The organism is Streptomyces sp. NPDC037203 (genome assembly GCF_055605065.1).
Map to the genome: position 1 here is coordinate 826969 of NZ_JBVJUC010000003.1, position 21874 is coordinate 848842.

Annotated in this window: 17 protein-coding genes and 1 pseudogene; 6 read left to right on the forward strand and 12 right to left on the reverse strand. The window is 72.9% G+C overall.

What is annotated here, in order from left to right; genetic code table 11:
* Positions 1 to 3 precede the first annotated feature (3 nt).
* Together ACZ7EC_RS12980 and ACZ7EC_RS12985 are read left to right on the forward strand one after the other, a co-directional pair.
* A complete protein-coding gene (locus ACZ7EC_RS12980; RefSeq protein ID WP_471061790.1) occupies positions 4 to 1278 on the forward strand; it encodes a COG4705 family protein in 1275 nt (424 codons plus the stop codon).
* A 369-nt stretch (positions 1279 to 1647) separates the two neighbouring features.
* On the forward strand, positions 1648 to 2595 hold the full coding sequence (locus ACZ7EC_RS12985) for a lysylphosphatidylglycerol synthase transmembrane domain-containing protein (RefSeq protein ID WP_471061792.1): 948 nt from the start codon (positions 1648 to 1650) through the stop codon (positions 2593 to 2595).
* Between the two features lie 175 nt (positions 2596 to 2770).
* On the opposite strand, the gene ACZ7EC_RS12990 is transcribed toward ACZ7EC_RS12985, so the two are convergent.
* Both ACZ7EC_RS12990 and ACZ7EC_RS12995 read right to left on the reverse strand, forming a co-directional pair.
* Positions 2771 to 4126: a chloride channel protein gene (locus ACZ7EC_RS12990; protein ID WP_471061794.1), complete on the reverse strand. Its 1356-nt coding sequence runs from the start codon at positions 4124 to 4126 to the stop codon at positions 2771 to 2773.
* A gap of 186 nt (positions 4127 to 4312) precedes the next feature.
* On the reverse strand, positions 4313 to 4801 hold the full coding sequence (locus tag ACZ7EC_RS12995) for a GNAT family N-acetyltransferase (protein ID WP_471061797.1): 489 nt from the start codon (positions 4799 to 4801) through the stop codon (positions 4313 to 4315).
* 28 nt (positions 4802 to 4829) lie between these two features.
* On the opposite strand from ACZ7EC_RS12995, the gene ACZ7EC_RS13000 reads away from it, so the two are divergent.
* Positions 4830 to 5420: a helix-turn-helix domain-containing protein gene (locus ACZ7EC_RS13000; protein WP_471061800.1), complete on the forward strand. Its 591-nt coding sequence runs from the start codon at positions 4830 to 4832 to the stop codon at positions 5418 to 5420.
* A gap of 8 nt (positions 5421 to 5428) precedes the next feature.
* Here the strand turns inward: ACZ7EC_RS13000 and ACZ7EC_RS13005 are convergent, their stop codons facing one another.
* Positions 5429 to 6463, reverse strand: a complete 1035-nt coding sequence (locus ACZ7EC_RS13005; RefSeq protein ID WP_471061802.1) for a cytochrome c oxidase assembly protein — start codon at positions 6461 to 6463, stop codon at positions 5429 to 5431.
* A gap of 203 nt (positions 6464 to 6666) precedes the next feature.
* Here ACZ7EC_RS13005 and ACZ7EC_RS13010 point away from each other — a divergent pair, with 203 nt between their 5' ends.
* Complete coding sequence (locus tag ACZ7EC_RS13010) at positions 6667 to 7218, forward strand: putative immunity protein (RefSeq protein ID WP_471061804.1); 552 nt, start codon at positions 6667 to 6669, stop codon at positions 7216 to 7218.
* 82 nt (positions 7219 to 7300) lie between these two features.
* Here the strand turns inward: ACZ7EC_RS13010 and ACZ7EC_RS13015 are convergent, their stop codons facing one another.
* The 9 genes and pseudogenes from ACZ7EC_RS13015 to ACZ7EC_RS13055 form a co-directional block, all read right to left on the reverse strand.
* Entirely contained in the window at positions 7301 to 7516 is a 216-nt protein-coding gene (locus ACZ7EC_RS13015; RefSeq protein ID WP_471062063.1) for a hypothetical protein, read from the reverse strand.
* A gap of 45 nt (positions 7517 to 7561) precedes the next feature.
* Positions 7562 to 7801, reverse strand: a pseudogene (locus tag ACZ7EC_RS13020) (PIG-L deacetylase family protein); the annotation flags it as partial.
* Between the two features lie 77 nt (positions 7802 to 7878).
* On the reverse strand, positions 7879 to 8619 hold the full coding sequence (locus ACZ7EC_RS13025; RefSeq protein WP_471061807.1) for a beta-glucanase: 741 nt from the start codon (positions 8617 to 8619) through the stop codon (positions 7879 to 7881).
* Positions 8620 to 8795: 176 nt separating this feature from the next.
* Entirely contained in the window at positions 8796 to 11183 is a 2388-nt protein-coding gene (locus ACZ7EC_RS13030; protein ID WP_471061810.1) for a glycoside hydrolase family 65 protein, read from the reverse strand.
* A complete protein-coding gene (locus tag ACZ7EC_RS13035; RefSeq protein ID WP_471061812.1) occupies positions 11180 to 11752 on the reverse strand; it encodes an HAD family hydrolase in 573 nt (190 codons plus the stop codon). The genes ACZ7EC_RS13030 and ACZ7EC_RS13035 overlap by 4 nt, the downstream gene beginning before the upstream one ends.
* Before the next feature lie 231 nt (positions 11753 to 11983).
* Complete coding sequence (locus ACZ7EC_RS13040) at positions 11984 to 12931, reverse strand: GNAT family N-acetyltransferase (protein ID WP_471061814.1); 948 nt, start codon at positions 12929 to 12931, stop codon at positions 11984 to 11986.
* Between the two features lie 135 nt (positions 12932 to 13066).
* Entirely contained in the window at positions 13067 to 15820 is a 2754-nt protein-coding gene (locus tag ACZ7EC_RS13045) for an alkaline phosphatase family protein (protein WP_471061817.1), read from the reverse strand.
* Between the two features lie 3 nt (positions 15821 to 15823).
* Positions 15824 to 17179, reverse strand: a complete 1356-nt coding sequence (locus tag ACZ7EC_RS13050) for an ABC transporter permease (RefSeq protein WP_471061820.1) — start codon at positions 17177 to 17179, stop codon at positions 15824 to 15826.
* Entirely contained in the window at positions 17176 to 18135 is a 960-nt protein-coding gene (locus ACZ7EC_RS13055; RefSeq protein WP_471061823.1) for an ABC transporter ATP-binding protein, read from the reverse strand. The genes ACZ7EC_RS13050 and ACZ7EC_RS13055 overlap by 4 nt, the downstream gene beginning before the upstream one ends.
* 454 nt (positions 18136 to 18589) lie before the next feature.
* On the opposite strand from ACZ7EC_RS13055, the gene ACZ7EC_RS13060 reads away from it, so the two are divergent.
* Together ACZ7EC_RS13060 and ACZ7EC_RS13065 are read left to right on the forward strand one after the other, a co-directional pair.
* Positions 18590 to 19270 carry a MarR family winged helix-turn-helix transcriptional regulator gene (locus tag ACZ7EC_RS13060; protein WP_471061826.1) on the forward strand — a complete coding sequence of 227 codons (681 nt, stop codon included), beginning with the start codon at positions 18590 to 18592 and terminating at the stop codon, positions 19268 to 19270.
* Positions 19267 to 21858 (forward strand): MFS transporter, encoded by a 2592-nt coding sequence (locus ACZ7EC_RS13065; RefSeq protein ID WP_471061829.1) that lies wholly within the window; start codon positions 19267 to 19269, stop codon positions 21856 to 21858. Before ACZ7EC_RS13060 ends, ACZ7EC_RS13065 begins: the two co-directional genes overlap by 4 nt.
* Positions 21859 to 21874: the final 16 nt, after the last annotated feature.

The following is a 21874-nucleotide window of genomic DNA, read 5'->3' on the forward strand; positions in this document are numbered from 1 at the left end:
CGCATGACAACGACAAGCGAAGCCCGCGCGCAGCGCAGCGGGCGGCTGATGCTGAACAAGGTTCCCGAGGTCACCGTCTGGTTCTGGGTGATCAAGATCCTGTGCACGACCGTCGGTGAGAGCTTCGCCGACTGGATCAACATGAAGCTCGGCGTCGGGCTGGTGAACACGGCCTGGATCTTCACCGCGGTGTTCGTCGTGGTCCTGGGCGTCCAGTTGCGGCTGAAGCGGTACGTTCCGTTTCCGTACTGGCTCACCGTGGTCGTTGTCAGTGTCACGGGCACGCTCTACACCGACATCCTGACCGACCAGCTCAACGTGCCGCTGTGGATCAGCTCCGCAGTGTTCTCGGTCCTGCTCGCCGTGGTCTTCGGCGTGTGGTGGCTGCGCGAGCGCACCCTCTCGATCCACTCGGTCACGACGCTGCCGCGTGAGTCGTTCTACTGGCTCGCCGTTCTCGTCACCTTCGCGCTCGGCACCGCGACCGGTGACTGGACCCTGGAGCTCACCGGGTGGAGTCCGGGGGTTTCGGTGCTGTTGCCGCTCGGCCTTATCGCGGCGATCACGCTCTTGTGGAAGTTCGGCGCGAACCCGGTGCTGTCCTTCTGGCTCGCCTACATCCTGACCCGCCCGCTGGGCGCCAACATCGGCGACTGGCTCGCCTCCCCGAAGGTCGCTCAGCCGGGCGAGCCGACCGGCCTTGCGCTGGGCACCTTCACCACCAGCCTGATCTTCCTCGGCCTGATCCTGGCGACCGTCGTCTACCTGACGGTGACGCGCTCCGACGTGGCCGAGACCTACGAGGCTTCGCACACCCCGCAGATCACCGCCGACCCGCGCAGGGAGCGCATCGCGCTGGCGGGCTTCGGCCTCCTCGGCGTCGCCACGGCGGCCCTGCTGGTCTGGGCTCACAGCCAGCCGCACGTCGGCCCGGCGCCGGAGACGGACGCCACCTCCACCGTTCAACTCGCGCCTGGCCAGGCCGTGAAGAAGTTCCCGCCCGCGAAGGTCGACGCACTCAGGAAGCTCGCATCCACCTCGCTCAAGGACGCACGGTCGGGCGACGCGACCGGGGCCCACGCCGCCGCCCAGTCCCTGCGCGATCTCTGGGATGCCGACCAGGCCTCGTTGCAGCCGCTGGACAACACCGGCTGGACGTTCCTCGACGCTCAGATGGACCAGGTCCTGAAGACTTTCGGCATCGACCATCCGAACCCGCCGATGTCGCCGGCGCAGCAGGAGGCCGAACTCCACACTCTCCTCACGGACATGCGCTGACGCACCTGATCGGCGGCGCCTCGCCTGGGGCGCCGCCGAGCGCTCCTGCGGAGCACGGAGGCGTCTTCTCACTCGCCTCTCACCCTGCACGTCGTAGGGTGGAACTTCCTCCTACGACCTGTAGGAGCATCCGGCTCCGCGGCCGGTGCGGGACGACGAGAGGTGCGAGATGGCGGACGGCCCGAACGCCATGACGACCAGCGCCCCACGCACCAGGCTTCCCGCGCGGTCCGCCGAGCCTCACCACCGGCGCGGGGCCACCGGCTGCGGCTCCGCCTGGACGGTGGGGCACGACGTCGGCACCACGGTGACCGAGCTGACGGACGCCGCTCACCGCACATCCTTGGCACCCCCTGCACGGAAAGGGAGATGACCGTCGTGACCGAGGCCGCGAGCCTGCTGGTCGCCGCGGGCCGGCGCCTGTACGTCCAGCTGGGAGTGACCCTGGTCGCACTCGCCGCTGCCGGCGGGATGCTCGCCGCGCACCGGGCCACGTTGGAGAGCGGTACCGACCGGCTGGCCGCCGCGGACGGGGAGTGGCTGGTGGTCGCCTGCGCTGCCGCCGCGGCCACATGGGTGTGCGCGGCCGTTGCTCAGCAGGGCGCGGTGCTCGAACGACTGCCCAGGTGGCGGCTGGTGGCGGCGCAGTTCGCGGCCGGCGCCGCCAATCACCTGCTTCCGGCAGGGGCCGGAGCGACGGCGGTCAACCTGCGGTTCCTGACACGGTGCGGGCTGTCCACCCGGCGCTCGGTGACCGCGCTGGCGGTGAAGGCGGCCGTCGGCGGGATCGTCCGCTGCGCGCTGGGTGTGGCCCTGCTGATCGCCTCGCCCGGCACGGTCCGGCTCTCCGCGCGCGCCCCGCATCTGCTTGTCCTGGTGCCGGTGGCGGCCGGAGCCCTCGTCCTCGTGGTCACGATCAGCGGCCGCCTCCGACGACTGGTGGCCCGTACCTTCGCCGACGTGCGGGACGTGCACCGGTGCCGGGCGCGGGCCTGTGCGCTGTGGGGCGGGTCGATCGCGTTCGCTCTGCTGCATGCCGGAGTGGTCGTTGCCGTGGTCCATGCGATCGGTATCGGCCTGCCCGCGAACCGCGTGGTCATGGCCTACCTGGTCGCCAGCGGCGCGGCGGCGCTGCTGCCCACGCCGGGCGGACTGGGGTCGCTGGACGCTGCGCTGGTCCTCGCGCTCACGGCGGTCGGCGCGCCGGGACCGGCGGCGGTGTCGGCGGTCCTCGGCTACCGCCTGCTGACCGGATGGCTGCCGCTGGTTCCGGGGCTGCTGGTCCTGGCGCTGCTCGCCCGCCGCTCGGCACTGTGAACCAGCGGGTGCCGGGCCATCCGTGTCCGGCGGCGCCGGGCCGGGGCGGCTGCGGTGGTGCCGGCCAGGGGCGCGGTCAGCGGCCGGACCGGCCGGGCCAGGGCAGGCTGACCGAAAGCCCAGTGCGACGCGGAGATGCCGGGGAGACCCTCCGGGGCGAGGACGAGTGTGCCGCTCATGTGCCGGACGGGGCGGGCTCCGGCCGGCGGCTCGCTCGCAGGCGGCCGACGAGGAGGGCGGTCACCGCCGCGAGGACGATCAGCGGCATCTGGTTGTACGCGTCGCGGCCGAGCAGCAGTACGGCCAGGACACAGCTGGTCAGCGGCTGCCCGGTGACGACGGTCGTGGCCGCCGAGATGCCCAGCGCGAACGCGGGGGCGGCCCCCAGCCCCGGCAGGCCCGCGAAGACCAGGCCGGTCGCCACGCCGACCAGCACCGCGGGGAAGATCGGGCCGCCGCGCAGGCTGCCCAGGCTGATGCCCCAGGCGAGCGCCTTGCAGAGGACCAGCGCCACCAGCGCGAGCACCGGCCACCCCTGAGGGTTCTCGGATAGTTGCCCGAGCGTCGTCTGCCCCGACAGCGCCGCCTCCTCGGGCGAGCGGCCGGTCAGCAGGGCGTACGCCGTCAGACAGACCCCGGCGGCCACGGCGCACACCACCGTGCGGACCGCCGTCGCGTGCGCGGAGGTCCACCGGTGGGTTCGCTCCCCGAGCCCGCGGGCCACCGAGACGAGTACGGCGATGAGCGCGGCCACCGGCAGCCCCCACAGGAAGTCGCCCGCGTCGGGGACCGCGTCCGGCGGCACCTTCGGCAGCGCGAGGGCGCCGATCGACAGACCGGTCCAGTGGCCGAACCCGGTGAACACCAGCGCGCCCGCCCCGCTCGCGGCGAGACAGGGCAGCAACAGCACGGCGAGCCGGGGCCCGGCGAGACCGGCGGCCTCCACGACCATGACGGCGGCCACCACCGGGCCGCCCAGGATGGTGGAGATGGCCGCCGTGGACCCCGCGGTGGCCACCACCGTCGCCGAGGCGGCGTCCGCCGGGTGCCGCCGCAGCACGCGCACCCCGAGCAGGGCGAGCGCGGACCCGACCGCCATCAGCGGCGCCTCGGGACCGAGGGTGACGCCCAGGGGAAGCGTGAGGACGGCGGCCAGCACCACGCCCGGCAGGGCGCGGGGGCCGATGGGGTCCCCGCCCAGCCCGTGCACCGGGATGTGCCCGCCGGCTCCCGGCAGCCGGGTGACGATCGGGGCGAGGATCAGGCCGGCCAGCGTCAGCGCGGGCAGCGGCCACCACCAGGGGGCGCGTCCCAGCCCGAGCACGTGCGGCAGCTCCTGCCACACCTGGTGCTGGAGCCAGTGCTGGAGACCCACGAAGAAGAAGCTGGCGAGCGCGATCGGCACACCGAGCCCCAGCGAGAGCACGAGCAGCCGGAGATATCCGCGGCTCAGCAGCGTCCGCGCCGGGTCACCACCCGCGGAGGTCCGCTCGCCGCCGGCCGCCGAAGGCTGTCCGACCGTGTCGTTCACGCCCGTTCCACCTCCACCGCCGACGGTGCCCCCGGACGGCATTCGGCGACGCCGGGCGGGCTCCAGAGGACGGCCGTCCGTTCCGTCCCCGGTGGAGGCCGCCCGTCCCGTCCCGAGTAAACGGCCGTCCGCCCCGCCCCGCATCTCGGCGGGCGTCTGAACAGCCCAGGGCTCCGGCCCCGCTCCTCAGTCCAGCGCCAGCCGCATCAGTGTCAGGTCGAACCGGCGGCCGAACTTGATCCCGGCCTCCCGGACGGTTCCGGCGTGCTCGAACCCGAAGCGCTCATGGAGCCGGATCGACGCGCCGTTGCCCGATTCGATACCGGCGATCACGAGGTGGTGGCCCGCCGCGCGCGCCGCCGCGATGAGCGTGGCGAGCAGCGTGGAGCCGATGCCGAGCCCGTGCCGGCCCTCGCGCACGTAGACCGAGTCCTCCACCGTGTGCCGGTAACCCTCCAGCTCCCGCCACGGCGCGAACACGGCGAACCCCGCCACCTCGCCGTCCGCCTCGGCCACGAACGCCGAACCGCGCTCCAGATGCCGCCCCAGCCAGGCCGCGCCCTCGGCGGGCGACTGCGGAATCTCCGTCCACAGGGCCGTCGAGTGCTCGATCGCGTGGTTGCGGATCGCCCGCACCGCCTCCGCATCACCGGCGCACGCCGGGCGTACGGTCACCCGGCGATCCCTCTCATATATTGGAAGCATGTCCAACATAGTAGATCCCCTGGTGGGGCGGATCGCGGCCCGGATCCGTGCCGAACGGGAACGGCGCGGCTGGACCCTCGCCCAGCTCGCCGACGCGTCCGGGGTCTCCCGCGCCATGATCAACCGGATCGAGCGCGGCGAGAGCAGCCCCACCGCCGTCGTGCTCGGCAAGCTGTCCGCCGCCTTCCAGCTGAGCATCGCCTCCCTGCTCGCCCTCGCGGAGGGCCCGGCTCCGGGGGGCGCGGAGGAAGCGGGTGTGCGCCGCCGCACCGAGACGCCCGAGTGGCAGGACCCCGCCACCGGCTACCGGCGCCGCCAGATCACCGGCGCGCACTTCCCCGCGGAGGTCGCCGAGGTCCGGCTGCCCGCCGGGGCGCGGGTGCCGTACCCGGCCGCGGCCTTCGCCTTCGTCCACCAGGTCGTCTGGGTCCTCGACGGCCGCCTGACCTTCCAGGACGGCGAGCGGATCCATGAACTCGGGCCGGGCGACACCCTCGAACTCGGCGACCCCGCGCCGCGCGTCTTCGCCAACACCACGGACGCCGAGTGCCGCTACGCCGTCATCCTGGCCCGCGGCACCCGCCCCTGACCGCGCCCTCAGTCCTCGCCGTGCTGGCGGCGGATCCGGGCGGCCACCTCGTTCTGCTCCGTCTCCCACCAGGGCCGTACCCGTACCGCCTCGGCCTCGCCGGACGGCGCCTCGGCCCGCCCGGACCCGGACGCGGGGGGCGCCACCGGCGCGAGGTCCCGGTCGAGGCGCCGGTCCAGGGCCACCGCCTGCACGCGCTCGGCGCGCGCCCACTGCACCAGGATCGCCAGCAGGAAGGGCAGCGCGACCAGCTCCGCGATGCTCAGCATGGCGCCGCCGCCGATCTGCTGGTCGTGCTGGACGTCCGGCGACCAGGACGGCGCGTGACGCAGGTACCAGGCGCCTGCGATCAGCGTGCCGTGCGTCATCACCACCAGGCCGGGCACCGCGTCGATGATGCCGTCCAGGAACACCAGCGCCGCGCGCACCGGGTGAGTGCACCACGCGGGCAGCGCCTCCTCGCGGGTGAGGACCGGCACGACGAACAGGCAGCCGGCCGCCAGCAGGTGCAGGTACATCAGCTCGTGCAGCCAGCCGACGCGCAGGGCGGTGGCGAAGTACGGCGTGAAGTAGACCGTCAGCTCGGTCCCCAGCACCAGGGCCGTGCTGACCAGCGGGAAGGTGAGCAGTCGTACGACCCGCCCGCTCATCACGCGCTGCACCCGCCCGGCGCCCTCACCCGGCAGCGCCTCGATGGCGAGCCGCAGCGGATCGCCGAGGGCCAGGCCCAGCGGGGTGATGAGGTCCAGCAGCACGTTCTGCACCGCGGCCGGCCAGAACAGCACATGGTCGTAGACCGCGAGGCTCGACATGGTGGCCACCGCGAGGCCGCCGAGGCCCAGCAGGGTGAACGCGAGGGCCCGGCCCGGCGACCAGGTTCCGCCCGCCCGGCGCACTCGCAGCACACCCCAGCCGTACAGGCCGCCCAGGAGCGCGATCAGTATCAGCGCGGGCACGTCGATCTGCCACGACCCCAGCGCGCGTGCGAGTGTCAGCTCCGGCAGGCTCCCGGCCGCCACCACGGCCGACGCGTGACCAGACATGGAAAAGCTTCCTCCACCTGCCTATCGGGAGCACACCGGACGACAGGTGACAGTAGCCGCTTGCGGCGCGCCCCATCGCGGCAGGGTCGTGCTCGGCGAGTCGACCGGGCACGGCCGCGGCGTCCTCGCCGGCCGGCAGGGACCCGCCGGTCGGCGTCGAGCGGGAAACGTTCGGCTGGTCCGGTCTGCGGCAGGATGGGCCCGTGCCGACGAAACCGAGCAAGCCGGACCGGGCGGACCGGATAGAACTGACCGAGGACGAGCTTCGGGAGATCACGGGCTACGCGGCCGACTGCGCGGGCAGGGTCCTGGATCTGTTCGAACAGATCGTTCCCGACGACTCGCGCCCCCGTGAGGCCATCGAGGCGGCACGCGCCTTCGCGGCCGGCGGACGCCGTACCCAGGCGCTGCGGCTGAGCGGCTTCGCGGCGTTCCGCGCGGCACACGAGGCCGCGTCACCGGCCGCCGCCGACGCCGCCCGCGCGGCGAGCCACGCGGCAGGCGCCGCGTTCCTCCACCCTCTCGCCCACGCCCACCAGGTCAAACACATCCTCGGCGCGGCGGCTCACGCCGCCCGCGCACAGGAACTGGCGGCCGACGAGGACCACACGGCCGCGGCCGACGCGCTCGCGCGGGCACGCGCACACGCCCCGGCCGCCGTCGCCGCCGTCCTCGGCCGCCTGCCCGCGGCTCCTGCCGGGGGCGGGCGCGTGGGGGAGTACATCCGGGGGTTGGACGCGGCGCTGCGCGCGTGAGCGGGGGAGCGTGCGCCGATCACCCGCGGCGGCCCTGCGCTCCGGGGCGGTTCGGGACCGGGGAGGGGACAGCGGGGGCGGCTCACCCCGCTTCGCGGTGCAGTACCCGGCGGGCCGCCTCGGCCTCGGCGGCCGGCGGGGAGAGTTCGTCCAGCGTGTCCAGTTCGTCGTCGGCCTCCAGTTCCCGCTCCCAGGCCGCGGCCAGCTGCTCCTGCTCGGCGCGCGGCTTCGCGCCGATGGCCGCTCGCTGGTCGGGATCCAGAGCCGCCATGAATCGTCCGATCGTGTCCGTCGGCATGCCGTGCTCCTCGTATCGCGCAGAACTGCCACTCTCAGCCCAGCATGGCCAACGGGGCGCCCGCCCGCCTCCCGGCACGGCGAGCACGGTCACCCGGTGCGTGTGCACATGATCCGGATGCCCCGTCACCCCGCCGTACGCGTCGTGCGTGACGACGATCTCCGGGCGGAACGCGCGGATGTGCGCCACCAGCCGCCGTACCGCCTCGTCCAGCGGAGCGTCGCAGAACCGGGCGCGGCCCGGCGCGGACCACGGCACCCGCGCGTCGGCGTATCCCAGCAGCCGGGTGGGCGAACACCGCGAGCAGGCTCGGCACGGACATGGACGGACCACCTTCGTCACGGGAACCCGCGGGGGACGGCTCATACCGGGCGCGCGTACGCCGTCCGCCCGCCACCGTAGGGACGGCGCACGGTCAGCGCGCTCACCTCGAACGACATCTCGTTCGTGGCCGGCTCCGGCGGCGGGTGGTAGCGCCCGGCGCACACCGAGAGACCGACGATGAGATGGGCCCGCCACGCCTGTCCCACGCCCCGGTGGTCCGCGAACACCGAGGCGCCGTTCAGCGACCAGATCACACAGCGAGGCCCGAACTCGGTACGCAGGTCCACCCAGGCGCCGGGGCGGATCGCGTCGTCGCGGAGGTAGCAACTGGCGCTGCGCACCCGGTTGGTGAACTCCAGATGGTCGGGGTTGTCCACGTGGTACTCGAACACGTCCACCCCCTGGCCGCCGTCCCGCCAGGTCCGGATCGCCGGCCAGGCGCCGGTCTCCCGAGGCAGCCGCACCCGCGCCTCCAGTACGTCGCCCGGCTGCACGGTGAACCCCTCACGGCTGCCCTCCGTGGTCAGCAGCCCCGTGTCCCAACGCCCGTCCGCGCGGCGGGTGGCCCGGAAGACCCCCGAGCGGCAGTAGCCGGGGTCGGCCGCCAGCCGGTCGAGCCGGTCCTCGTCCGGATGGGCCGGACCGCCCCCCGGAAACGCCCGCGAACGGCCCGCGACCCACTGGGTCGTGGAGGTGAAGTCCGCGGTGAACACCACATCGGACGCGTCCGGGAATCGCGGGGCGGCCGATAAGGGGTCGCCCCGCGGCGGTTCGTCCATGCTCATCTCCATGACCGATGTCTCACCGCCTGGCGGCCGGTCATGCGCCCACGCCGTGACTCTTGCCGGGATCTACCCATCCGGGTGAACGGCCGGTATGCCCATGCCCGGCTCCGGGCCCGCCCCCAGATCCGGCCCAGGGGCCGCGCCGGACCGGACTCGAACCTCCGCCACGGCTATTGCTCCGGTGTGCCGTCCTGCTCGGCCAGTCCCTCCGGGCGCCGCCCCCGTGGCTGCTGCGGCTCCGGGCGCACCGGCGCGGGCGGGACGGCCCGGTCCTGCGGCGCGTCGGCGGCCACGGCGACCGGGTCGCCGTAGTGGAGGATCGTCACCGGCTCGCCCTCCACCAGCTGGTACCGCACCTGATCCGGGCCGATGTCCACCTTCAGCCGGCGCCCGCGCATCTGCACCGTGAACACCACCCGTGACAGCGCCTCGGGCAGCCGCGGGGCGAAGCCGAGCACGTCCGGCCGTTCGCTCTTGCCGAGGTGCCAGCGCAGGCCCCCGAAACCGGCGACGAGGGCGATCCACGTCCCGGCCAGCGACGCGATGTGCAGCCCGTCGCGGGTGTTGTGCTCCAGGTCGTCCAGGTCCATCAGCGCGGCCTCGGCGAGATAGGCGTACGACAGCCGGAGGTGCCCGGTCTCGGCGGCGAGCACCGCCTGGCAGCAGGCCGACAGGGAGGAGTCGCGCACCGTCAGCGCCTCGTAGTAGGCGAAGTTGCGCGCCTTCTCCTCCTCGCTGAACGCGTACGGGCACTCCAGCATCGCCAGCACCACGTCGGCCTGCTTCACCACCTGCTTGCGATACAGGTCGAAGTAGGGGTAGTTGAGCAGGAGCGGGTAGTGCTCGGGCGGGGTCCTCTCGAAGTCCCAGCGCTGGAAGTGCGTGTACCCGGCGGACTGTTCGTGGACGCCCAGGGCCTCGTTGTACGGGATCGCCATCCGGGTCGCCGCGTCCCGCCAGGCCGCGGCCTCCTCGTCGTCCACCCCCAGTTCGTCGGCCCGGTCCGGATGGCGGATCGCCACGTCCGCGGCGGCCAGCAGGTTCTGCCGGGCCATCAGGTTGGTGTAGAGATTGTCCCGCGCGACGGCGCTGTACTCGTCGGGCCCGGTGACCCCGTCGACGTGGAAGACGCCCTCCGGGTCGTGGTGGCCGAGCGAGCGCCACAGCCGGGCGGTGTTCACCAGGAGGTCGAATCCCACCCCCCGTTCGAACTCTTCGTCGCCGGTCGCCGCGATGTAGCGGACCGTGGCCAGCGCGATGTCCGCGTTGATGTGGAAGGCGGCGGTCCCGGCCGGCCAGTAGGCGGAGCACTCGGCGCCGTCGATGGTCCGCCAGGGGAACGCCGCGCCCCGAAACCCCAGTTGGCGGGCGCGCTCACGGGCCGCGGGCAGCGTGCTGTGCCGCCAGCGCAGGGCGGACGCCACCGTCTCGGGCGCGGTGAACGTCAGCACCGGCATCACATACGACTCCGTGTCCCAGAAGGAGTGCCCGTCGTACCCGGTCCCGGTCAGCCCCTTCGCGGGGATCGCCCGGTTCTCGCCGCGGGCCGCCGCCTGGAGCACATGGAAGAGGGCGAACCGCACCGCCTGCTGGATCTGCGGGTCCCCCTCCACCTCGACGTCCGCACCCGACCAGAACCCGTCGAGATAGGCCCGCTGCTCGGCGACCAGACCGTCCCACCCGGTACTGACGGCGACGGCCACCGCCCCGTCCACCTGATCGCGCATGCTCGGCAGCGAACGCTCCCCGGACCAGCCGTACGCCACGAACTTGACCAGCCGCAGCGGCTGTCCGGGCGTCAGGTCCGCGGTCAGCGTCAGCCGGCTGACATCGGGCTCGCACTGCGCCGACCAGCGGGTGCTCTCGGGCCCCTCCACGAGGTGGTCGGCCGCCGCGCCCACCCGCAGCCCGCTGCGGTCCGTCCGGTGCACCAGACGCAGCCGGGTGTCCTCGGCGTAATGCTCCTCCGCCGTCAGCGGGGACTCGGTCGCGGCGGCCACGCGCGGATCGCCCTCGACGTGCGGGAGCTGCTCGTTGGCGATCAGCTCGGAAAGGATGGCCACCGAGGTCGGACCGTCCTCCGGCTCCACCTCGTAGACCACGGCGGCCACCGCGCGCTGCGTGAAGGACACCAGCCGCCGCGAGGTGATCCGGACCGTGCGCCCGCCCGGCGAGGTCCAGCGAGCGGTGCGGCTGAGCACACCGGTGCGGAAGTCCAGCACCCGCTCGTGGGAGAGCAGCCGACCGTAGCGCAGATCGTACGGGTGGTCGTCCACCAGCAGCCGGATCACCTTGCCGTCGGTGACGTTGATCGCCGTCTGACCTGACTCGGGATAGCCGTACCCGGCCTCCGCGTACGGCAGCGGGTGCCGCTCGTGGACTCCGTTGAGATAGGCGCCGGGCAGTCCGTGCGGCTCGCCCTCGTCGAGGTTGCCGCGCCAGCCGACGTGCCCGTTGGACAGCGCGAACACCGACTCGCTCTGCGCCAGCACATCCAGATTCAGCTCGGTCTCGCGCAGGGACCACGGCTCGACGGTGTAGCTGGGATGCGTGATCACGACGACTCCAGAAGTTCCGCCAGGTCACGGACGACCACGTCGGCGCCGTGCGCCCGGAGCTGCTCCGCCTGCCCCACCCGGCCCACCCCCACCACCAGTCCGAACCGCCCCGCCCGCCCGGCCTCGGCACCCGCGAGGGCGTCCTCGAACACGGCCGCCGCGCCGGGCTCCGCGGCCAGCACGTCCCGTGCGTTCGCGCTGGACGACACCACCGCGCAGGCCAGGCCCGCCGCACGCACCTCGTGCACGAAGCGGACCGAGCCCTCGTACGGCTCCACGCCGTCCTCCCGGATGCGGCGCAGGACCAGCGCGTTCTTCCAGGCGCCCGGACCGTGCACCGTCTCGGCGTCCGGCGGATCCTGCGGGGAGCCCTCGGCCGGCCGTACCCCGCGCGCCGCGAGGAACGTCCGCACCCCGTCTTCCCCGGGCCGCCCGTCCACGTACTCGTCGTAGTCCCGCACGGCGTCGAACATCTCCTTCCAGGCCGCCGAGTGCACCTTGGCGGTCTGGGTGAGCGCGCCGTCGAGGTCGAACAGACAGGCGCGTACATGTGCGGGAAGCCGGGGCATGCTCCGAGGCTAGGAGCCGGCGGCGGCCGGCGGCGGGGGACACCGGCCCGGCACGCCGGAAGGCACCCGCTCGGTCGAGAGGCGCGCCGGTACGTCTTCATCGAGGCGGACCGGGTCGGCGGACAGGGCAGGATGCGAACCTGCGCGGACCCGGTCCCTGACGCTTCAGGGCCGGGGGCGCAACACCGTGTACGGGCAGTCCGGTTCGGGGACACCCGAAGCCCCGGTCGGCTACCCCGCGACGAGGGCCTTGCCGTACACCGTGGAACTGCGCCGCACCGTCATCCCGATCCGTTCGTACAGCGGCAGCGCCCCCGTGTCCGAGTGGGTCCACAGGACGCAGCTCCGCTTCCCCTGGAGGTAGAAGGCGCGGAAGGCTTCCCGCAGCAGCAGCCGTGCGATGCCCCGGTCGCGGTGGTCACGGCGGACCGCGACCCGCTCGACGTACCCTTCGCCGCCGACCGCGTCCGCATCCGGACCCGGATCACCCGGATCCAGCGACAGCACCGCACCGACCAGCCGGTCCCCCGCGAAGGCGAGCGGCGACGCCGCCGGTGCGAACGTGGGCCGTCCGACCGTGTGCCGCGCCCATTCGGCGTACGGCTTGCGCCGCTGCTGCCACTCGTCGAACGCGTCCTCGGTGAGCTGGTACGCGGCTTCCTCGTCGCCCGCGCGGAACGCCCGTACCGTGATCCCGGCGGGCGGCTCCGGCACCTCCGGTTCCTCGGGCAGCGGCATCTCCAGCAGCCACTCGCTGACCATCCGGGCGTACCCGCCCGAGCGCAGCAGCGCCGTGGCCGCGAGATCGCTGTCGGAGACCGTCTGGGCCAGCCGGTCGCCGCCCAGCTCCCGTGCCCGCGCCTCCGTCCAGGCGAGGAGCGCGGCGCCGAGCCCCCGGTGCCGGTGCTCGGGGTGCACATGGACGGTGGCGCGCCGGCCCCGTATCCAGCCCCAGGCCGCCGGGTTCCGGCCGTGGTCGGTGACCAGCACCGTGTCACACGCCGACTCGCCGCCGGCCATGCCGAGATCGGCCGCGATGCGATCGGCGGCGGTCGTGGCCCGGCCGTGCAGCGCGCGCTCGCACGCGGTGACCAGACGGTGCACCGCGCCGGTGTCCGAGGTGGTGGCCGGGCGGACGCGATATCCGGCCGGCCATGTTCCAGCAAGAGGATCAGCCATGGAAGAACCCTGCACCGGCACACCCCACCGGAAACAGTCAGAGGGCCCCCGGCCGACGGTGACGCAGGCCGGGGCCCCTGCGCCCGGTCGGTCGTGACGCCGGCCGGGGATCTCCTCATGTCCGCTCGGGCCGCGTCAGCCGTCGTTCTCCGATGACGGCAGGTACGCGCCCGGCACGTCGTCCGGTGCGTACAGCTTCTTCTCACCGGGGTACGGCTTGGCCCAGTTGTGGGTCTGGTACCACGTGTAGTGGTTCAGCTGGGCCGGGTTGGCGTAGTCGGGCACCGCGTTCGGCCCGGTCAGCCGCTGCTTGGACTTCCAGGCGTCCCACTGCGCCGCGAGCGGCTTCTCGGCCGCCGGCACCTTCGTGGCCGGCACCGCGGCGGCCTTCGGGTCCTGCGGCGCCGGAGTGTCCACACCGCACGACGGCGGGGTGCTCAGACCGTCGGTCAGCGAGGTCCGGTTGGGCAGCGCGGTGAACGGCGTGTAGTCGGGATGCCAGGTGAACACCCCGGCCATCGGGGTGGCCGCGCTGTCCTTCTGGTTCATCGGGTGGATCCCGAGGATCTGCTCGATGGTGCGGATCACGGTGATCTGCGAGTAGTAGCGGCTGTCCGTCCTGCCGTGCTGCGCCCAGGGGCTGATGATCTGGATCGGGGCACGGTGGCCGTCGACGTGGTCGAGACCCCCCTGGGAGTCGTCCTCGACCACGAAGATCGCCGAGTCCTTCCAGTACCTGCTGTGCGAGATCTCGTCCACGATCCTGCCGGTGGCGAGGTCGTTGTCCGCGACCTGGGCCGCGGCGCTCGCCGGACCACCGGTGTGGTCGCTGGAGAGCCAGAACATGTTCAGGTCCGCCGGACCGTTCTTCTCGAAGTCCTGCTTCCAGACCTGCTCCCGGTAGACGTCCGGGACACTGGTGTCGAACTTGGCGAAGCCGTGCACCGACACGTCGTTGAGCGACGGGATCGGCGAGGACGAGTACAGGCTGTAGGCGGAACCCTGCCCCGTCGCGTCCATGTTCCTGGCGTCGCAGTACAGGTTCTGCCAGCTGGAGCCCGCCGGCTTGGTCAGGAACTGCTGGAACTCGCCGAAGTCCCGCACCGACTTGCCCGCCGCCTGCGCCCCGGTCCACAGGAACCCGGACTTCTGGTGGCCGAGGACGTCGTCCTCGGTGTCGTAACTGCGCGCGTACTCACCGGCGGAGGACTCGGAGTACTCCGGGTCGTCCGCCTGCATCAGCCAGTTGTGGCCCTCGGCGGAGTTGGTGCCGATGTCGTACGTGTTGTCGTACAGACCGAACTGGGCGGCCATGGCGTGCTGGTTGGGCGTGACGTTCTCGCCGAACTCCGCCAGCGCCGGATCGCCGTTGCCCTGCGGCATGTCGCCGAGCACCTGGTCGTAGGCGCGGTTCTCCTTGACGATCAGGAAGACGTGCTTGATCGTCGACGGGTCGCCCAGGCGCGCCGGCACCGGCACCGGCCTGGCGTCGCTCCTGCCCTTGGCGAGCCGCACCGAGCCGGCGGTCCAGCCGTTCTGCTGGAAGACCTTGGACGTCTGGGCCCGGATCACGCTGTCGTCGGGCAGCGTGAAGCGCTGCACGCTCGACGTGGTGTCGTGGGTGGCGTGCCCGGCGGCGGTGGTGGGACGCAGCGCGTCGATGCCGCGGGTGTTGGAGACCACCACCTGCTCGCCGACGCTCGCGATCTCCGCGGGGAAGTAGTCCGTCGGCAGCAGACCGATGTAACTCACCGGCTCCTGCGGGCTGGTGTAGCGGTAGACGGCGACCGCGTCGGCCCGGCCGAGCGTCACCAGCAGGTGCCCGTCGCCGGTGAGGGCCACCGCGTCGGGCTCGTAGCCCACCGACGCCTCCGGCCAGGGCTGGGTGGAGATCGTCTGGACGACCTTGTCGTTGGCCGTGCTGATGACCGAGACGTCGTTGGTCGCGGTGTTGGTGACGAGGACCGCGCCCTTCCTGGCGTACAGCGCGGTCGGGTGCAGACCGACGTCGATGCTGCTCGGGGGCTGCGACGGGTGCGCCAGGTCGATGACGCTGACCGTGCCGGTCGTGGTGGCACCGGTCCTGGGGTCCGCCGGCATCTGGGTGCCGTACGAGTTGATGGTGGTGTCGCCGGGCTTCGCCGGGCGTCCGCCCTCGTTGCTCACGTACAGCTTGTCGCCGACCTGCACCAGGCCGCGCGGGGCGTTGCCGACCGGCCAGCTCTGCTCGATGGCCCCGGTCGCCGCGTCGATGGCGACCACCCGGTTCTGGCCGTTGACCGCCGAGTACACGGTGGAGCCGTCGGCCGAGAACACCGCGGCGCCGACCAGCGCGCGCTTGGTGCCGTCCGCGGGGATCTTGATGTACGCGGGGTCGGCCACCGTGCCGTCCGCGTTCACGGTGAAGCGGGTGTAGCCGTCGGCCTGGCCGAGCCACAGCTGCTTGCCGTCGGGGGAGTAGGTGGGACCCTCCTGGCCGACGTCGTTGCCCTTGATGCGCGGGCTGGACGACGCGGCGCTGCCGACGACCTGCTGCACCTTCCAGCCGTCCAGGTCCACGACGGCCAGCGCGGCGCCGCCGTCGGCGACGGAGGCGGCGAGGTGGGTGCCGTCCGGGCTGACCGTGGACGACATGATCTTGCCGTTGTCGACGACCAGGTGCTCGCCGTACGGCGCGAGGTACTGGTCGCTGGAGATCACCTGGCCCTTGTGCGTGACCTGGCCGACCTGCTGGGTGCCGAACTGGTGCGTCTGCGCGAAGGCGGCACCGGCGGCGACGAGCGCGAGCGCGGAGGTCACAGCGGTCACCAGCGGTATCCGGCGGCCGGAGCGTCTGGACAGGAAGCCCCGGCGCTCCTTCCGGACACGCCTGCGGCGTGTTACCTGCATGGGTTATCCCTTCGAAGTGGGGAGCAGCCCGACGTTCCCGTCGAACTGCCACAGCGGGTTCGGCGCGTCCCCCTCGGGGGTGCGCACCAGGAAGTAGCCGTTCACTTCCTTCGGTCCGTCGCCGTCCGCGACGAACCGCCCGTCCGAGGTGACGTCGAGCTGGTAGACCGCCGTACCGGTGGCCTCGACGCCGGGGAGATGCCAGGACACGACGCAGCGCCAGTCGTTGCCCGGACCGCGGGCGGCGACCGTGTCGCTGCCCTTGTCGCAGGCTGCCGTGGCCCTGAGCTGCTCCTCGGTGACGGCCGGCCGGTGGAGCTGCCGGGTCTGCATCCGGTACAGGTGGGCGAAGGCGGTGGCGAGCGAGCGCTGTACCTTGTCCTGCTCGATGCCGGAGCCCGACACGCCGGTCGCCGGTGCGATGACGGCGGCCGAGACGGCGAGCAGGCCCACGAGCGGCAGCACTCCCGCCGTCACCGCGCGCCGGCCCGAGCCGTCGTAGTCCTGGTCGGTGAAGTCGCGCCGCAGGAACAGCACGGAGGCCAACGTGGTCGCGGTGACGGCCCAGGCAAGGCTCACCGCGACGCCGATGAGCAGCGGGCCGACCTGCTCGGGGCTGGTGAACAGGCCGTTCCAGGCGATGAAGGCGTAACCGGGCAGCGCGAGACGCACGGCCAGGGGCAGCGGCAGCATCTGCGCGAGCTGCATCGCGAGCGCCACCACCGCGGGCAGCAGCAGGCCCATGGGGGAGCGGCCCAGGGTCACCGAGCCCAGCAGCCCGATCCCGGCGAGCGCCAGCGTCGGCGCGAGGACGGCGACCCAGGCCAGCAGGACCCTGACGGCGGCGTCCGAGGGTGCGAGCAGCCGGCCGTCGAGACCGACCAGCGGTTGATCGCCGACCGCCAGCAGACCGCCGACCGCGCCGGAGACGGCCAGCCCGGCCACCAGCAGCAGGATGACGGTCAGGCTCGCCAGCGCCTTGGCGGCGAAGATGCGCCGGGCCGACCGTACGACCACCAGCAGATGGCGCCAGGTGCCGAGCCGGTCCTCGGCGGCGAACACGTCACCCGCGACCAGCGAGGTCAGCAGGGGCAGCGCCCAGGTGCCCGCGAAACCGAGCACCACCAGCGGCCCCGCCCAGCCGGTGGCGTGCATCCAGCGCCCGAACAGCGTGTCGGAGGGCAGGGTGCTCTGCACGCTCACCGCGGCGACGAACACCGCCGGGACGACCCAGCAGGCGAGCACCAGCAGCCGGATCCGCCACTGCGACACGAGTTTGACCAGCTCGAAGCGGTAACCGCGCCACACGGAGACCGGCCGGGCGGGGGCGGGGCGCTCCGCCGTCGGCGTCGCGGTCATCGGCCGGCCTCCTGCTGGTCCCGCTGGTCCTGCTGTTCGGTGAGCGCGAGGAAGGCTGCCTCCAACGGCGAGACCACCGGCGCCAGTTCGCGCACCGCGATGTCCGACCGCACCACGCGGTCCACGAGCCGGTCGAGCGCGGGCACCGACGCCCGTACGACGAACGCCTCGCCGCCGTACCGCGGGCCGCCGCCCTCGACGACCCGGACGCCCTCCGCCTCGATGGCCAGCCGGCGCGCGGCCGCGGGGTCGGAGGTGACCAGCCGGTACTCCAACTCGCGGTTCCCGGCGGCCAGTTCGGCGAGCGGTCCGGAGAAGACGACCCGTCCGGTGGCGATGATGGTCACCTCGGAGCACAGCGCCTCGACGTCGTCCATCCGGTGGCTGGAGAGCACCACGCCGGTGCCGTCCGCCGCGAGCCGGGCAAGGACCCGGTGCACCTGCCGCTTGCCGGAGGGGTCGAGGCCGTTGGACGGCTCGTCCAGGACGAGCAGCCGGGGCCGGGTGAGCAGGGCGGCGGCGAGCCCGAGCCGCTGCCGCATGCCGAGCGAGAAGCCGCGCACCCGGTCGTCGGCGACATCGCGCAGCCCGACCTCGGTGAGCACGTCCCCGATCCCCGCCGTGCGCGCGTCGCGTCCGCGCAGCGAGGCGAGCGCGGCCAGGTTCTGCCGGGCGGTCAACGACGGGTACAGGCCGGGACCGTCGACGAATCCGGCCACTCCGTCAACGGCCGAAAGTGGACGCCCGACCGGCACGCCGAGGATGTCCAGAGTGCCCGCGTCGGCGACGGCGAGCCCCAGCAGCAGGCCGAGCAGCGTCGTCTTCCCGGCCCCGTTCGGCCCGACCAGGCCATGGATCCGACCCCGGGACACGTCCAGGTCGACACCGTCGAGCGCGACCACATCACCGAAGCACTTCGTGATCCCGCGCGCCCGCACCGCGAGCACTGCGTCCATGAACCCCTCCTCGAAGACCGCAAGGACCGTAGGCGGGTGCCGAAGAACCCTGGCAGGGAGGAGAGCTGAACGTTCCGGGAATGCGGGGCTACGGATGCACGACGCGTCGTGCGCGCTCCCTGTATGCGCCGCACGCCCCCGTAACCGGCCCGACCCGACCCGGCCGTGTGGCACCCCCCCGCCGTCACCCGCGCGCGCGTCCGTCCGGCGTCCCGTCCCCGACGGGCCCGGCGCGGCAGCGGTCACCTTAGAGCCCGGTCCGCCCGGCGGCGCGGCCGTACCGCGATGCCCGGCCAGCGGGGAGCGCGGTCCTGGCACACAGGCTGGCCGGGTACCCTGCACCCCCCACCGCCCGGCCCGTCGTATTGCCGAAGCGTGACCCGACACCGGCGTACACGGGGTGTCGGCCAGGCTCTACACTCACTTGGTAGCCGCAAGCAACGGAATGTGAGTGATGATCGGCACCGAGAGTCGCAGAGGGCAGGAGGGCGCCGTACGGGTGGACGCCGTGCGGGCCGACGACGCGCGCCCTGACGACGTACCGTCCGCCCGTGCGACGGCGGGCACGACCGCGACGGCGGCCGGGAGCGCGGCGGTGAGTATGTCCGCTGGGGGGACCGGGACCGCGAGCGAGGAGGCCGTGAGCGCCGAGGCCGCCGCGTCCGGCCTGGGGGCCGAGATGGTGCGCCTCATGCGGCACTTCGCCGCCTGGACGCAGCGTGCCGGCGTCGAGTGCGGGGCCGCCGACCGCGTGCTGCTGGCCCGCCTGGTGACCTACGGGCGGCGCCGCGCGACCGATCTGGCGGCGGACGTCTTCCTCGACCTGTCGACGGTCAGCCGGCAGGTGCGCTCGCTCGTGGACCGGGGGCTGGTGGAACGCCACCCCGACCCGGAGGACCGCAGGGGCTCGCTGCTCAGCGCGACCGAGGCCGGACGCGCCGCGTACCAGAGCGCCGTACGCCGCCGCGAGGCGGAGCTGATCCGGCTCCTGGAGCCGTGGCCGGCCGAGGACCGCGCCCATCTCACCCGTCTGCTGAAGCGCCTCAACGACGACCTGGTGGACAGCACGTACACGAGCCTCGGGACCGGGCAGCGCCCGGTGGGCGAGGTTAGGCAAGGAGATCTGCACGCATGACCATGTCCGCGTCCCCGGCCCGCGGGGGAACCCCAGCGATATCCGCGCCGCCACCACCGGCCGGCCGGCTGTCGCACCGCCAGATCATGACGATCCTCAGCGGTCTCATGCTGGGCATGTTCCTCGCGGCCCTCGACCAGACCATCGTCAGCACCTCGATCCGCACCATCGCGGACGATCTGCACGGACTCAGCGCTCAGGCGTGGGTCACCACCGCCTACCTGATCACGTCGACCATCAGCACCCCGCTGTACGGCAAGCTGTCCGACCTCTACGGCCGCAAGCCCTTCTTCCTCGCGGCCATCACGATCTTCATCGTCGGCTCGGCGGCCTGTTCCTTCGCCACCTCGATGAACGAGCTGTCGGCCTTCCGCGCCTTCCAGGGCATCGGCGCCGGTGGTCTGATGTCGCTGGCGCTGGCGATCATCGGTGACATCGTGCCGCCCCGCGAGCGCGCCCGGTACCAGGGCTACATGCTCGCCATGTTCGGCTCCTCCAGCGTCCTCGGCCCGCTGATCGGCGGCTTCCTGGCCGGTCGCAGCAGCATCCTGGCCATCACGGGCTGGCGCTGGGTGTTCCTCGTCAACGTCCCGGTCGGCATCATCGCGCTCTTTGTCGTCGCCAAGGTGCTGAACCTTCCGCACACCCGGCGCGAGCACCGCATCGACTGGTGGGGCGCGCTCACCATCGCCATCGGCGTGGTGCCGCTGCTGCTCGTGGCCGAGCAGGGCCAGACCTGGGGCTGGACCTCCACCAGGTCGTACGTCTGCTACGCCGTCGGCGTGGTCGGCCTGGTGGCCTGGGTGTTCGTGGAGCGGGCCATGGGCGACGAGGCGCTGATCCCGATGCGCCTGTTCCGCAGCTCCGTGTTCAGCAAGATGAGCCTGCTGTCCATCCTCATCGGTATGGGCATGTTCGGCGGGATGATGATGGTCCCGCTGTACCTCCAGATCGTGAAGGGCGTCAGCCCCACCAAGTCCGGCCTGCTGATGCTGCCGCTGATGGTCGGCATGATCGCCGGCACCATGGTGGTCGGCCGCATCATCGCCAAGACCGGCAAGTACAAGATCTTCCCGGTCATCGGCACGGTCCTGCTGATCGCGGCCATGCTGCTGTTCCACTACCGGGTCCAGTGGGACAGCCCGCTGCCGGAGACCATGGCCTACATGGCGCTGTTCGGCCTCGGCCTCAGCGGCTGTATGCAGATCCTGACCCTGGCCGTGCAGAACTCCGTCGAGCCCAAGGACATGGGCGTCGCGACCGCGTCGGCCACCTTCTTCCGCCAGATGGGCGGCACCGCCGGTACGGCGATCTTCCTGTCCGTGCTGTTCAGCACCGTCGGCGACAAGATCAGCTCCGCGTTCCGGGCGGCCGCCCGCACGCCCGCGTTCCAGGCCGCCCTGCACGACCCGGCCGTGCGCTCCGACCCGGCCAACGCGCCCGTGCTGAACATGCTCAAGCACCCCGCCGCGAGCGGCAGCGGCTCGGGCGTGCTGGACGACTCCTCCTTCATCCAGCAGCTCGACCCGCGGCTGGCCCAGCCCTTCAAGGAGGGCTTCACCGACGCGATGCACGTGGTGTTCCTGTGCGCCGCGGCCATCATGGTGCTCGGCTTCCTGGTCGCCGTGTGGACCAAGGAGGTGCCGCTGCGCAAGGTGTCCGGCCTGGAGGCACGGGCCGCCGAGGCGAACGGCAGCCCGGCCGAGGACGCCGATGTGAAGGACGCCCAGGTGAGCGCCGTGGCGGCGGACAGCGGCCAGGCGACTGCCGCGCCGCTCGTCGAGGACGCCCCCGCGGCCGTCGCATCCGTGCCGGCCGGACAGGTCGTCCGCGGCCGGGTCCTCGACGGCACGGACGCCCCGGTCCCGCAGGCGGCGATCACCCTGATCGACGTCCGCGGCCGGCAGCTCGACCGCGCGGTCAGCGGCGTGGACGGCGCGTACACGCTGTCGGTGCCGGGCGCCGGCACCTATGTGCTGATCGGTGCGGCCGGTGCCCGTCAGCCGCAGGCCGTCACCGTGCTGGTCGGCGACGATCCGGTGGTCTGCGACCTCGTGCTCACCGGCAGCAGCGCCGCGCTCGCCGGGTCCGTCCGGGACGCCGCTCAGGGGAACCCGCTGCCGGGTGCCCTGCTGGTCGCGACCGATCTGCGCGGCGAGGTCGTGGCCTCCGCGACCTCCGCGGCCGACGGCGGCTTCTCGCTGGCGAACCTGGTTCCGGGCAGCTACACCCTCGCCGTGAACGCGCCGGGCTACCGCCCGGCCGCGGTCCCCGTCGAGGTGACGCCCGGTGCCTGCGAGCCCTGCGAGATCCGTCTCGAAGCCGGTGCCCGACTGCACGGAGTCGTCAGCGCCGCCACCGGCGGCCCGCTCGACGACGCCAAGGTGACGCTGCTGGACGCGGCCGGCAATGTGCTCGGCACCGCGACCACCGGCCCCGACGGCGCCTACGGGTTCACCGACCTCGATCTCGGCGAGTACACCGTGATCGCCAGCGGGTACGCCCCGGTCGCCGGGTCGGTCCGCGTGGACGCGGGCGGCACCACGGACTTCGACCTCGAACTGTCCCACGAGGACACCGGCAAGTAGCGCGCTCAGGGCCTCC